Annotated in this window: 12 protein-coding genes; 6 read left to right on the forward strand and 6 right to left on the reverse strand. The window is 68.4% G+C overall.

From position 1 onward, the window contains the following. Positions 1-96 precede the first annotated feature (96 nt). Positions 97-504 carry a hypothetical protein gene (locus AC1RAD_RS12065; RefSeq protein WP_062480884.1) on the forward strand — a complete coding sequence of 136 codons (408 nt, stop codon included), beginning with the start codon at positions 97-99 and terminating at the stop codon, positions 502-504. A gap of 4 nt (positions 505-508) precedes the next feature. On the opposite strand, the gene AC1RAD_RS12070 is transcribed toward AC1RAD_RS12065, so the two are convergent. Beyond that, entirely contained in the window at positions 509-2,212 is a 1,704-nt protein-coding gene (locus AC1RAD_RS12070; RefSeq protein WP_095745794.1) for a cation:proton antiporter domain-containing protein, read from the reverse strand. A 183-nt stretch (positions 2,213-2,395) separates the two neighbouring features. Here AC1RAD_RS12070 and katG point away from each other — a divergent pair, with 183 nt between their 5' ends. After that, positions 2,396-4,654, forward strand: coding sequence for a catalase/peroxidase HPI (katG, locus tag AC1RAD_RS12075; RefSeq protein ID WP_492734974.1), 2,259 nt, complete (start codon positions 2,396-2,398; stop codon positions 4,652-4,654). Positions 4,655-4,758: 104 nt separating this feature from the next. Continuing rightward, positions 4,759-5,358, forward strand: a complete 600-nt coding sequence (locus tag AC1RAD_RS12080; RefSeq protein WP_492734976.1) for a tetratricopeptide repeat protein — start codon at positions 4,759-4,761, stop codon at positions 5,356-5,358. Between the two features lie 57 nt (positions 5,359-5,415). Here the strand turns inward: AC1RAD_RS12080 and AC1RAD_RS12085 are convergent, their stop codons facing one another. After that, positions 5,416-6,759 carry a dicarboxylate/amino acid:cation symporter gene (locus AC1RAD_RS12085; RefSeq protein WP_062480874.1) on the reverse strand — a complete coding sequence of 448 codons (1,344 nt, stop codon included), beginning with the start codon at positions 6,757-6,759 and terminating at the stop codon, positions 5,416-5,418. Positions 6,760-6,915: 156 nt separating this feature from the next. Beyond that, positions 6,916-7,653 (reverse strand): acetoacetyl-CoA reductase, encoded by a 738-nt coding sequence (gene phbB / locus AC1RAD_RS12090; protein WP_062480872.1) that lies wholly within the window; start codon positions 7,651-7,653, stop codon positions 6,916-6,918. A gap of 204 nt (positions 7,654-7,857) precedes the next feature. Here phbB and AC1RAD_RS12095 point away from each other — a divergent pair, with 204 nt between their 5' ends. From AC1RAD_RS12095 to AC1RAD_RS12105, 3 genes are all read left to right on the forward strand, one after another. Further along, positions 7,858-8,505 carry a DJ-1/PfpI family protein gene (locus tag AC1RAD_RS12095; RefSeq protein ID WP_390343221.1) on the forward strand — a complete coding sequence of 216 codons (648 nt, stop codon included), beginning with the start codon at positions 7,858-7,860 and terminating at the stop codon, positions 8,503-8,505. Between the two features lie 80 nt (positions 8,506-8,585). Further along, a complete protein-coding gene (locus tag AC1RAD_RS12100) occupies positions 8,586-9,110 on the forward strand; it encodes a CinA family protein (protein ID WP_062480868.1) in 525 nt (174 codons plus the stop codon). Further along, on the forward strand, positions 9,107-9,529 hold the full coding sequence (locus AC1RAD_RS12105; RefSeq protein WP_095947110.1) for a GNAT family N-acetyltransferase: 423 nt from the start codon (positions 9,107-9,109) through the stop codon (positions 9,527-9,529). The genes AC1RAD_RS12100 and AC1RAD_RS12105 overlap by 4 nt, the downstream gene beginning before the upstream one ends. A 48-nt stretch (positions 9,530-9,577) precedes the next feature. Here the strand turns inward: AC1RAD_RS12105 and AC1RAD_RS12110 are convergent, their stop codons facing one another. From AC1RAD_RS12110 to AC1RAD_RS12120, 3 genes are read right to left on the reverse strand one after another with little or no spacing between them, the layout of a single operon-like run. Continuing rightward, positions 9,578-10,582 (reverse strand): tripartite tricarboxylate transporter substrate binding protein BugD, encoded by a 1,005-nt coding sequence (locus tag AC1RAD_RS12110; RefSeq protein ID WP_492734978.1) that lies wholly within the window; start codon positions 10,580-10,582, stop codon positions 9,578-9,580. Between the two features lie 30 nt (positions 10,583-10,612). Then, positions 10,613-11,503 carry an HpcH/HpaI aldolase/citrate lyase family protein gene (locus AC1RAD_RS12115; protein ID WP_492734980.1) on the reverse strand — a complete coding sequence of 297 codons (891 nt, stop codon included), beginning with the start codon at positions 11,501-11,503 and terminating at the stop codon, positions 10,613-10,615. After that, a complete protein-coding gene (locus tag AC1RAD_RS12120) occupies positions 11,500-12,681 on the reverse strand; it encodes a CaiB/BaiF CoA transferase family protein (protein WP_492734982.1) in 1,182 nt (393 codons plus the stop codon). Before AC1RAD_RS12120 ends, AC1RAD_RS12115 begins: the two co-directional genes overlap by 4 nt. Positions 12,682-12,696 lie beyond the last annotated feature (15 nt).

The following is a 12,696-nucleotide window of genomic DNA, read 5'->3' on the forward strand; positions in this document are numbered from 1 at the left end:
GTTGTCAGCGTCAGTACTAGGGGTTCTCCTACAGTGCATGGACGCCGCGCGGCCTAATGTTAGGGGTGGGGAGTTGCATCAGAACAAGGAGTCAGCATGAAACATTTCACGCTTGAACCCAACATGCGCGCCGCCTTCGGTGGCGCGTTCTACCCGACCGGTTACTCCCTGGTGATGTTTCCGAGCGTCGAAGACGCCAGCCGCATCGGCCACGGGCTGATCGCGAAAGGCATCGTGAGCGGCGACGAGGTCTACCTGATACCGGCCGAAACCGTCCTGGCGGAAATCGCGCCGACCGTGCATGCCTCGCACAGCCCCCTGCCCTCCGCCGGCACCGACGGCGACACGGTGCGCGCCTTCATCCAGCTGGCCCACGAAGGCCACACGGGCCTGCTGATCCGCACCAAGGACGGCGCCATCACCGAGCGCGTGATGGAACTGGTGCGTACCGTGCCCTACTCGATCGCCGAGCGTTATCGCACGCTGGTGATCGAGGACCTTTGAATCGTCAAGCCGGCACCGCCATCGCGGCGGCGCGCTGCACCACATCGCGGGCCATGGCCTGGGCGAGTTCCTGTTCGCCCAGGAACACCTTCGCGTCGGTTTCGGCGGCCAGCAGGCGGGCTTCCTGCTCGTTGTGGCTGCGCACCACGGTCTGGATGGTGGGGTTCAGCGTGCGCGCGGTTTCGATCATCTGGCGCACGTTCATGGCGTCGGGCGTGGCCACCACGAGCACACGGGCGCGCGCCACGTGCGCCTGGATCAGCACCGCCGGGTCGGCCGCGTCGCCCCACACGGCCGGGATGCCGGCCTCGCGCAGCTTCTCGACCAGCTCGCGGTTCTGCTCGGCCACCACGTAGGGGATGTCGTTCGTCTCGAGCTCGGCGGCGATGCGCCGGCCCACCCGGCCGTAGCCGACCAGCACCACCTGGCGCGACAGGTACTTGGCCTCGGTGGTCATGGGCAGCTCGGCCAGCGGGTCGCTGCGCGCGTCGAGTTCGCGTGCGAACTTCGAATGCGCGTGCAGCCATTTCTGCAGCGGCGCGATGAGGCTGAACCACAGCGGGTTGGTGGCGATGGAGATCAGCGCGCCCGCCAGCACCAGGCTCTGCCCTTCCACCGGCAGCAGGCCGAGCGACACGCCCAGCCCGGCCAGGATGAACGAGAACTCGCCGATCTGCGCCAGGCTCGCGCTCACCGTGAGCGCGGTGGCCAGCGGGTAGCGGAACACCAGCACCAGCGCACAGGCCGCGAGCGACTTGCCCAGCACGATCACCAGCACCACGGCCAGCACCTGCAGCGGGCGCTCCAGCAGCACCGACGGGTCGAACAGCATGCCGACCGACACGAAGAACAGCACGGCGAACGCATCGCGCAGCGGCAGCGACTCCTGCGCCGCGCGGTGGCTGAACTGCGACTCGCGCATCACCATGCCGGCGAAGAAGGCGCCCAGCGCGAACGACACGCCGAACAGCGCCGCCGAGGCGAAGGCGATGCTCACGGCCGCCGCCACCACGCACAGCGTGAACAGCTCGCGCGAGCCGGTGCGCGTGACCTGCCAGAGAATCCACGGGAACACGCGCCGCCCCACCACCAGCATCAGCACCACGAAGCCGCCGACCTGCAGCAAGGTGAGGCCCAGCGTCTGCCAGACGGGGTCGCCGCTGGTGTCGACCTTGGTGCTGCCCAGCGCGCCCGCCAGCGGCGGCAGCAGCACGAGCACCAGCACCATCGCGAGGTCTTCGACCACCAGCCAGCCCACCGCGATGCGCCCGGTAAAAGAATCGAGGATGCCCAGGCTCTCGAGCGCGCGCAGCAGCACCACCGTGCTCGCCACCGACAGCGCCAGCCCGAACACCAGCGCCGTGCCCCAGCTCCAGCCCCACCACATGGCGAGGCCGCCGCCGAGCAGCGTGGCGACCGCGATCTGCGCGATGGCGCCGGGCAGCGCGATCTTGCGCACCGCGAGCAGGTCGGCCAGCGAAAAATGCAGGCCCACGCCGAACATCAGCAGCATCACGCCGATCTCGGCCAGTTGTGCGGCAATGCCTGCGTCGGCCACGAAGCCCGGCGTGAACGGGCCGATGATCACGCCCGCCAGGAGGTACCCCACCAGCGCCGGCAATCGCAGCCGCGCCGCGAGAAAGCCGAACACCAGCGCCAACCCCAGGCCGGCGGCAATCGTATTGATGAGGGAGACGCTGTGGGGCATCGGTCCATTTTGCAGGAACGGCCCCCAACCTTTGAAGCCCGCAGGCTTCTACGGGCCTGCGTCTACACCCCTACGGAAGCGACGCGAACTATCGTAGGCATAAAGCACTTCTATTCGCATCGACACCTTTCTCATCCAGAATTTGAGCGGTCCCCCCGTCCCCCCAACAACAGGAGCCTCCCCATGAGCAACGAGAAAACCGAAGCGAAGTGCCCGTTCAGCCAGGCCACCGGCGCCGGCACCACGAACCGCGACTGGTGGCCCGAGCAGCTGCGCCTGGACCTGCTGCACCAGCACTCCTCCAAATCCGATCCCCTGGGCGCCGGTTTCGACTACGCCAAGGCCTTCCAGAGCCTGGACCTCGCCGCGGTGAAGAAAGACCTCGCCGCGCTGATGACCGACTCGCAGGACTGGTGGCCCGCCGACTTCGGCCACTACGGCCCGCTCTTCATCCGCATGGCCTGGCACAGCGCCGGCACCTACCGCATCGGCGACGGCCGTGGCGGCGCGGGCCGCGGGCAGCAGCGCTTCGCGCCGCTCAACAGCTGGCCCGACAACGTGAGCCTGGACAAGGCGCGCCGCCTGCTGTGGCCGATCAAGCAGAAGTACGGCCAGAAGATCTCCTGGGCCGACCTGTTGATCCTCACCGGCAACGTCGCGCTCGAGACCATGGGCTTCAAGACCTTCGGCTTCGGCGGTGGCCGCCCCGACGTGTGGGAGCCCGACCAGGACGTGTACTGGGGCCGCGAGAAGACCTGGCTGGGCGGTGACGTGCGCTACGCACAGGGCTCGCCCGGCGTCGAGAAAGACCGCGGTGTGCTCGTGAAGGACGACGACAGCAAGGTGCCGCACAGCCGCAACCTCGAGAACCCGCTGGGCGCCGTGCAGATGGGCCTGATCTACGTGAACCCCGAAGGCCCGGACGGCAACCCCGACCCGATCGCCGCGGCCCACGACATCCGCGACACCTTCGCCCGCATGGCCATGAACGACGAGGAAACCGTGGCGCTCATCGCCGGCGGCCACACCTTCGGCAAGACCCACGGCGCGGGGCCGGCCTCGAACGTCGGCAAGGAACCCGAGGCCGCCGGCCTCGAAGACCAGGGCTTCGGCTGGAAGAACAGCTTCGGCACCGGCAAGGGCGGCGACACCATCACCAGCGGCCTCGAAGTGACCTGGACCACCACGCCCACGAAGTGGAGCAACAACTTCTTCGAGAACCTGTTCGGCTACGAATGGGAGCTGACCAAGAGCCCCGCCGGCGCGCACCAGTGGGTGGCCAAGGGCGGCGCCGGTGCCGGCACCATCCCCGACGCGCACGACGGCTCCAAGCGCCACGCGCCGACCATGCTCACCACCGACCTGTCGCTGCGCCTGGACCCGGCCTACGAAAAAATTTCGCGCCGCTTCCTGGCCAACCCCGACCAGCTCGCCGACGCCTTCGCGCGCGCCTGGTTCAAGCTCACGCACCGCGACATGGGCCCGCGCGCCCGCTACCTCGGGCCCGAGGTGCCGGCCGAAGAGCTGATCTGGCAAGACCCGATCCCGGCCGTCGACCACCCGCTGGTCGACGCCAGCGACGTCGCAGTGCTGACGAAGAAGGTGCTGGCCTCGGGCCTCACGCCCGCGCAGCTGGTGTCGACGGCGTGGGCCTCGGCCTCCACCTTCCGCGGCTCCGACATGCGCGGCGGTGCCAACGGCGCCCGCGTGCGGCTGGCGCCCCAGAAGGACTGGGCCGTCAACCAGCCCGCGCAGTTGGCCCAGGTGCTGAAGGTGCTCGAAAGCATCCAAAGCGAGTTCAACGCGACACAGACCGGTGGCAAGAAGATCTCGCTGGCCGACCTGATCGTGCTGGCCGGCGGCGCGGGCGTGGAACAGGCCGCGCGCAATGGCGGGCGTGAAGTGAAGGTGCCCTTCTCGCCGGGCCGCGCCGACGCCTCGCAGGAACAGACCGACGTGCCTTCGTTCGAGCCGCTGGAGCCCGCGGCCGACGGCTTCCGCAACTACCTGAAGGGCCGCTACAGCGTGCCCGGCGAAGCGCTGCTGATCGACAAGGCGCAGCTGCTCACGCTCACGGCGCCCGAGATGACGGTGCTGGTCGGCGGCCTGCGGGTGCTCGACACCAACGTCGGCCAGACGCGCCACGGCGTCTTCACGAAGACGCCCGGCACGCTGAGCAACGACTACTTCGTCAACCTGCTCGACATGGGCACGGAGTGGAAGGCGGTGTCGGACGCCAAGGAGGAATACGAAGGCCGCGACCGCAAGACCGGCACCCTCAAGTGGACCGGCACACGCGTCGACCTGGTGTTCGGCTCCAACGCGCAGCTGCGCGCCATCGCCGAGGTCTACGGCGCTTCCGACAGCCAGCAGAAGTTCATCGACGACTTCGTGGCCGCCTGGACCAAGGTGATGAACCTGGACCGCTTCGATCTCGCCTGAGGCGGGGCGCCAGCGCCGTCCGCGCCCCGGGGCCCTGCCCCGCGGGCGCGGACTCCCATGAACGAGGTATTCGGTTTTCAGGCCGGGGCACTAGATTCGGCCCCATGAAATTCGCGAAGGCATGGCTTGCCGCCGGCGTCGTCCTGGCGGCCTCGCAGTTCGGCGCGCTGTACGCGCAGGACGGCAACCCCGAGTGGCGCAGGCTGCGCCAGGAACTCGTGCAACGCATCAACGCCAACTGCTACGACGTCGGCACGCTCGAGCTGGCGCAGCAGGTGTTGCAGACGGCGCAACGCACAGGCGGGGCTGAGTCCGCCGACGCGGCCCTCAGCCTCGTGCTGCTGGCCCATGTCCACCAGCGGCAGGGGCAGCTGACGCGGGCCGCGCAGTCGTACACGGCCGCGCTCGCCATCCAGGAAAAGACCGCCGGGCCGGACAGCCCGCGGGTGGCGTTCACGCTGAGCGCGCTGGCCGGCCTGCACTACCGCCGCGAGGCCTTCGACCAGGCCATTGCGCTGTACGAACGCGCCCTGGCGATCCACGAGAAGCAGCGGCGCCCCGACGCACACGCCGTACTGGTCAGCCGGCAGAACCTGGCCGCGGCCCATCGCGCCCAGGGCGCCTACGCCAAGGCCGCCCCGCTGTACGAACGCGAGCTCGATGCCAGGGCGCAGCCGCTGCTCGCGGTGGCCCTGGTGCACTGAAGCGCACCGAAACGCGCCGCACCGCACCGAAACGCGCGGGCCGGCGCCCTGCTCCAGCTACTGCGCCATCTTCGATTCGCGCGCGTTCACCAGCTCCTCGGGCTCCTGCGACTCGACCCAGCTCTCGTTGTTGAGCCCGGCCTGCAGCCGCTCGGTGTCCAGTTCGTTGGTCCACTTGGCGACCACGATGGTGGCCACGCCGTTGCCGATCAGGTTGGTGAGCGCGCGGGCTTCCGACATGAAGCGGTCGATGCCCAGGATGAGCGCCAGCCCCGCCACCGGCACGTGCCCCACCGCCGACAGCGTGGCCGCCAGCACGATGAAGCCGCTGCCCGTGACACCGGCCGCCCCCTTCGAGGTGAGCAGCAGCACGGCCAGCAGCGTGATCTCCTGCGTGAGCGTCATGGGCGTGTTGGTGGCCTGCGCGATGAACACCGCCGCCATCGTCAGGTAGATCGAGGTGCCGTCGAGGTTGAACGAGTAGCCCGTGGGAATCACCAGCCCCACGCAGGTCTTGTGGGCGCCCAGGTTCTCCATCTTCTCCATCATGCGCGGCAGCACCGACTCGCTGGACGAGGTGCCCAGCACGATCAGCAGCTCTTCCTTGATGTACTTGATGAACTTCCAGATGCTGAAGCCGTGAAAGCGCGCAATGAGCCCCAGCACCACGAAGATGAACAGCAGGCAGGTCAGGTAGAAGGTGCCCATGAGCTTGCCCAGCGACAGCAGGCTGCCCAGCCCGTACTTGCCGATGGTGAAGGCCATCGCGCCGAAGGCGCCGATGGGTGCGAGCTTCATGATGTAGTTGACGATCACGAACAGCACGTGCGAGCCCTTCTCGATCACGTCGAACACCAGCGTGCCGCGCCCGCCGAAGCGGTGCAGCGCAAAGCCGAACAGCACCGCGATGAGCAGCACCTGCAGGATCTCGCCCTTGGCGAAGGCATCGACCACGGTGGAGGGAATCACGTTGAGCAGGAAGTCGACCGTGCCGGTCATCTTGCCGGGGCCGGTGTAGGCCGCGATGGCCTTGGTGTCGAGCGTGGACGCGTCGATGTTCATGCCCGCGCCGGGCTTGAGCAGGTTCACCAGCACGAGGCCGACCACCAGCGCGATGCTGCTCACGATCTCGAAGTACAAGAGCGCCAGCCCGCCGGTCTTGCCGACCTTCTTCATGTCTTCCATGCCGGCGATGCCGACCACCACCGTGCAGAAGATGATCGGCGCAATGATCATCTTGATGAGCTTGATGAAGCCGTCGCCCAAGGGCTTCATCGACTCACCGAGCGAGGGGTAGAAGTACCCCAGCAGCACGCCGACGATCACCGCGGTGATCACCTGCACGTACAGAGAACGGTAAAGGGGGAGCTTCCTGGGTACTGTGCTTGTTGTATGTGCCATGACTGCCTCCTGAAAAGATGAGGGAAAACGCAGAAGAAAGGGTTCGTGCCGGGTTGCTTTCGATGGTTGAAGTCGTGTGTCCTGTGGGTGTGGTGCCGGCCCAAATGAAAAAACCCGCCGAAGCGGGTTTTTGTTTTCAGGGCGTGGCGCGCATGCTCAGTGCATGTGGAGGCCGCCGTTGACCGAGAAGTCGGCCCCGGTGCTGTAGCCGCCTTCGTCGGTGGCGAGCCACGCGATGATGGAAGCGATTTCGCTCGGCTCGCCCAGGCGCTTGACCGGGATCGTGGCCACGATCTTGTCGAGCACTTCCTGGCGGATGGCCTTGACCATGTCGGTGCCGATGTAGCCCGGGCTCACCGTGTTCACGGTGACGCCCTTGTTGGCCAGCTCCTGCGCCAGCGCCATCGTGAAGCCGTGCATGCCGGCCTTGGCCGCCGAGTAGTTGGTCTGGCCGGCCTGGCCCTTGGCGCCGTTGACCGAGCTGATGTTGATGATGCGGCCCCAGCCCTTTTCGACCATGTCGCCCACCACCTGCTTGGTGACGTTGAACATGCTGTTGAGGTTGGTTTCGATCACCGCGCTCCAGTCCTCTGGCGTCATCTTGAGGAACATGCGGTCCCGCGTGATGCCGGCGTTGTTGACGAGCACGTCAATCGCCCCGTGGGCCGCCTTGGCGGCGGAGAAGGCCTCGACGGTGGATTGCCAGTCGCCGACATTGCCGACCGACGCGTGGAACTCGAAGCCTTCGGCTTTCTGTTCGGCCAGCCACTTGGCGTAGTCCCGCGTGGGGCCGCAACCTGCGACCACGGTGAACCCGTCCTTGTACAGACGCTGGCAGATGGCTGTTCCGATGCCACCCATGCCTCCGGTGACATATGCAACTTTCTTGCTCATGAGATTTCCTTGATTGAAGCTAGCAAAAAGCCTGAACGGCCGCCTTCACTCTAGCCATTTTCAGGCCACACAACTCTGAGGGAGAACACTGAGCCAAGCTTGCAACCAGCTGTCACGGACATCACCTCGGCGGCACTCTATATGCTTGCGGCTTCGCGCCCGTGACATGGCCCCTGCCGGCCACCCCACCAGGAGTTCGCACGCATGAATTTCGCAATCGTCGTCTTCCCCGAGGTCGAGGAGCTCGATTTCGTCGGTCCCTGGGAAATGCTCACCATGTGGAGCAAGCTGGCCGGCGGCCCCGCCAACTGCCTCGTGGTGGCGCAAACGCATGGCCCGGTCGTCTGCGCCAAGGGGCTGTCGATCAACCCGCATGTCTCGTTTGCCGACTGCCCGCCGCTCGATTTCGTGCTCGTGCCCGGCGGCATGGGCACGCGGCGCGAGGTCGACAACCCCGCCATGGTGCAGTTCCTGGCCGCGCAGGCGCCGGGCTGCAAGGCGCTGCTGTCGGTGTGCACCGGTGCCTTCGTGCTGCATGCGGCCGGCCTGCTCTCGGGCCGCACCGCGACCACGCACTGGGGGTCGCTCGATCGCCTGCGCGCGCTCGGGGACGTGAAGGTGGTGGAGCAGCGCTTCGTGCAGGACGGCCACGTCTGGACCTCGGCCGGCGTGTCGGCCGGCACCGACCTGATGCTCGCCTTCATCGCTCATGTGTCGGGCGAGGAAGCCGCGGCCAAGGTGCAGCTGCAGGCCGAGTACTACCCGGCCGACACGGTGTACGGCCACACCTCGAGCCACGAGCGCGCGCCGTCGTATGTGCGGCGGCCGGGCTCGCGCGCGGGCCTCGCCTGACAGTTCGTTCATCCGTTCACCCGTTCCCTTGATCGATCGAACGGTCGGTCATTTCTTCTTTCTTACTTCTTTCGACCTCCATGTCCACGCCCGACCTCACCGACCTCGAACCGCTTTCCGTGCTCGCCGCCCGCGTGGGGGCGACGCTGCGCGAGCGGCGCCAGACGGTGGCGGTGGCCGAATCGTCAGCCGGCGGCCTGGTCTCGGCCGCCCTGCTCGCGCTGCCGGGCGCCTCGGCCTACTTCCTGGGTGGCGCGGTCATCTATTCGCGCCGCGCCGGCAAGGCCCTGCTCGGCCTCACGCCCGAGGACATGGGCGACATGCGCGGCGAGACCGAACCCTACGCGCGCTTCATCTCGGGCCGCATCCGTGATGCCCATCGTTCGAAGTGGGGCATCTGCGAGAGCGGCGCGGCGGGGCCGTCGGGCAGCCCGTACGGCGATGCGCCCGGGCATGTCTGCATCGCCGTGACCGGCGCGGACGGCCTCGTGGTCAGCCGCACGATCGAGACCGGTGCGACCGACCGGCCGTGGAACATGGATGTGTTCGCGCGGCTGTTGCTGAAGTTGTTCGAGGAGACCTTGCTGGCGAACGGCGACGCATGACCGAGACCGTGATTTCGACCGCCTCCGAAGAGGAGGTCCGCTCCGGCGTCCTGGGCCGCCGGTTGCGCGAGTTCAACTACGGCTTCGTCGGCGAGTACCCCGATACACAACCCGTGTGGCTGAACGCGAAGGATGCGCAGGGCCGCCTGATGGGCGGGCTGCGCGGCTTCGTGTTCCTCGAATGGCTGCGCATCGACGTGCTGTTCGTCGAGGAGGAAGCCCGGGGCACCGGCCTGGGCCGCCGCCTGCTCGCGGAGGCGGAAGCGCGCGGCAAGGCGCTGGGCGCCGGGAATGCCGCGCTCGAGACCTTCGAGTGGCAGGCGCGAGGCTTCTACCTGAAGCAGGGCTACGAAGAGTTCGCGCGCATCGACAACTACGCGCGCGGCAACTACCTCGCCTACATGAAGAAGAAGCTGTGAGCCCGGGGCATTGCGACCCCTGACTCCCAACCTCTCAAGCTGCCGTCTTCAATCCGCCTGCACCCCCGCAGCCCGGATCACCTTCCCCCACTTCTCGATCTCCGCCGCCAGATGGCTGCGCAGCGCCTCGGGCGTGACCTTCTCCATCGGCACGGCCTCGGTGCTCAGCTCGGCGAAGCGCTTCTTCACGTTGTCGTCCTGCAGCGCGGCGCGCAGGGCCACGTTGAGCTTCTCGATCACGGCCGGCGGCGTGCCCTTGGGCGCGTACACGCCGTGCCACACCTTCACGTCGAAGCCTTTGAGGCCCTGCTCGTCGAGCGTGGGGATGTCGGGCATGCTCGACAGGCGCTTGGGCGTGGTCACGCCGAACACCTTCACGCGCTGGCCGTCCTTGATGACGGGCGCGGTCTGCGTGGTCTGGTCGCACAGCAGGTCGACCTGCCCGCCCATGAGGTCGTTGAGCGCCGGGCCTGCGCCCTTGTAGGGCACGGTCGTCAGCTGCACGCCGATCTGGTGCGCGAAGAGCATGCCGCACAGCTGCGAGACGGCGCCGATGCCGGCGTTGGCGAGCGAGACCTTCTCCTTGTTGGCCTTCACGTAGGCCAGCAGTTCCTTGAAGTTGTTGGCCGGGAAGTCCTTGCGCGACAGCAGGGTCATCGGCACGTCCATGACCTGGCCGACGTACTCGAAGTCTTTCAGCGGGTCGTAGTTGAGCTTCTTGTACAGCGCGGGTGCGGTGGCCATGCCCATGTGGTGGATGAGGATGGTGTAGCCGTTGGGCGCCGCCTTGGCCACGCGGGTCGGCGCGATGGTGCCGCCCGCGCCCACGGTGTTCTCGACCACCACGGTCTGCCCCAGCGACTTGCCCATGGGCACGGCGAGCATGCGCGCCACCACGTCGGTGGGGCCGCCGGCCGAGTACGGCACGACCATCACGATGGGCTTGTCGGGCCACGCGGCCTGCGCGGCGGCGGGCGATGCGGCAGCGAGCAGGCAGGCGCCCGCCGATGTGGCAATGAGGGCTTTCAGTTTCCAGGTCTTCGTTGCGTTCACTTCTTTGTCTCCTTGTGGTTTGTCTGTGGATCAGTGCGTCACGGATGAATCGCCCGGGCCGTGCTGCGGGGCCAACGCGAGCCAGCGCTCGGCCAGCCGCACCACGGGCCCGTCGACCATGCGGCCGTCGAGGCTCACGACGCCGCCGCCGGCCGCGCGCACGGCCTCGGTGACGCGGTGCGCCCAGGCCACCTCGTCGGCCGTGGGCCCGAGCGCGGCCTGCACGGGTGCGACCTGCTCGGGGTGGATGCACAGCTTGGCGCCGAAGCCGCCGCGCCGGGCGCGCGCGGTGTCGGCGGCGAGCCGCTGCGCATCGCGCCAGTCGGGTGACACGCCGTCGATGGGCGTGGCCAGCCCGGCGCGGCGCGAGGCCAGCACGAGCGCGAGACGCACGGGCACCAGCTCGGCCTCGTCGGCCTCGCAGGCCATGCCGAGGTCGGCCTGGAAATCGAGGTGGCCGAAGGCCAGCCGCAGCACCTGCGGGGCACCCGCGATGGCATCGACCGCCGCGAGCCCCGCGGCCGATTCGATGAGCGGCACCAGCACGGCCTTCGGTCCGACCGTCGCGGCCAGCCGATGCAGTTCGTCGGCATGCTCGGCCTTGGGCAGCACGACGCCGGCGATAAGGCCCTCGGCGATCCAGCCCGCCGCGCGCGCGCAGTCGTCGTCATGCCACGGCGTGCCGCTGGCGTTCACGCGCACCAGAAGTCGCCCTCGCCCTTCGGCGGGCAGCGCCGCCAGCGAGGCGCCGAGCGCGTCGCGCGACTCGGCCTTGCGCGCGGGCGCCACGGCATCTTCGAGGTCGATGATCACGCCGCCCGCGCCCGTCGCCAGTGCCCGCGCATGGCGCTCGGGCCGGTCGGCCGGCACGAAGAGAAAGGCGCGCGCCAAAGCGAGCGCTTGATTAGCGGGTCCGCTCATACCGCGCCGGCCGCGCGCAGCGCTGCAATCGCGTCGTCGCCGCGGCCCAGGCTGCGCAGGATGGCGTCGGTGTGCTGGCCGACTGCGGGCACCGGGTCCATGCGGTAGTCGAACGCGCTCTGACGACCGGCCGGCAGCAGCGCCGGGATGTCGCCGGCCGGCGAGCCCACCTGGCGCCAGCGCTCGCGTGCCTGCAGCTGCGGATGCGCCCACAGCCCGGCCATGTCGTTCATGCGCGCGTTGGCGATCTGCGCGGTGTCGAGCCGTTCGAGCACCTGCGCCGCGCTGAGCGCGCCGAAGGTGTCGACGATGAGCGCACGCAGCGCCTCGCGGTGTTCGTTGCGCCGCGCATTGCTGTCGAAGCGCGGGTCGCTCGCGAGCTCGGGGCGCAGCAGCACCTTGTCGCAGAAGGCGCGCCACTCGCGCTCGTTCTGCAGGCCGAGCATCACGGTGCCGCCGTCGCCGGCGGGGAACGGGCCGTAGGGGTAGATGGTGGCGTGCGAGGCGGCGCTGCGCGGCGGCGGCGGCGCGCCGTCGTAGGCGTAGTACATCGGGTAGCCCATCCACTCGGCAAGCGATTCGAGCATCGACACGTCGATGTGCGAGCCCTTGCCCGTCTTGCCGCGCTGCATCAGCGCCGCGAGGATGCCGGTGTAGGCGTACATGCCCGCCGCGATGTCGGCGATGGAGTTGCCCGACTTGCACGGGTCGTCGGGCGTGCCCGTCACCGAGAGAAAGCCGGCCTCGCTCTGAATGAGCAGGTCGTAGGCCTTCTTGTCGCGGTACGGTCCGTCTTCGCCGTAGCCCGAGATGTCGCAGACGATGAGCGCGGGGTGCTTCTCCTGCAGCACCTGGGCGCCCAGGCCCATGCGCGCGGCGGCGCCGGGGGCGAGGTTCTGCACCAGCACGTCGGCGCCGGCCACCAGCTCCTGCAGCACGGCGAGCGCGGCGGGTTGCTTCAGGTCGAGCGTGAGGCTTTCCTTCGAGCGGTTGACCCACACGAAGTGCGAGGCCTCGCCGTTCACGCGCTCGTCGTAGGCGCGCGCAAAGTCGCCGCCGCCGGGGCGCTCGACCTTGATGACGCGCGCGCCGAGGTCGGCGAGCTGGCGGGTGCAGAACGGCGCCGCGATGGCGTGCTCGAGCGAGATGACGGTGATGCCGTCCAGGGGTCTGATCATGGGCTTCTTCTTTCT

This window comes from Variovorax sp. GW823-FHT04B03, from assembly GCF_058796495.1.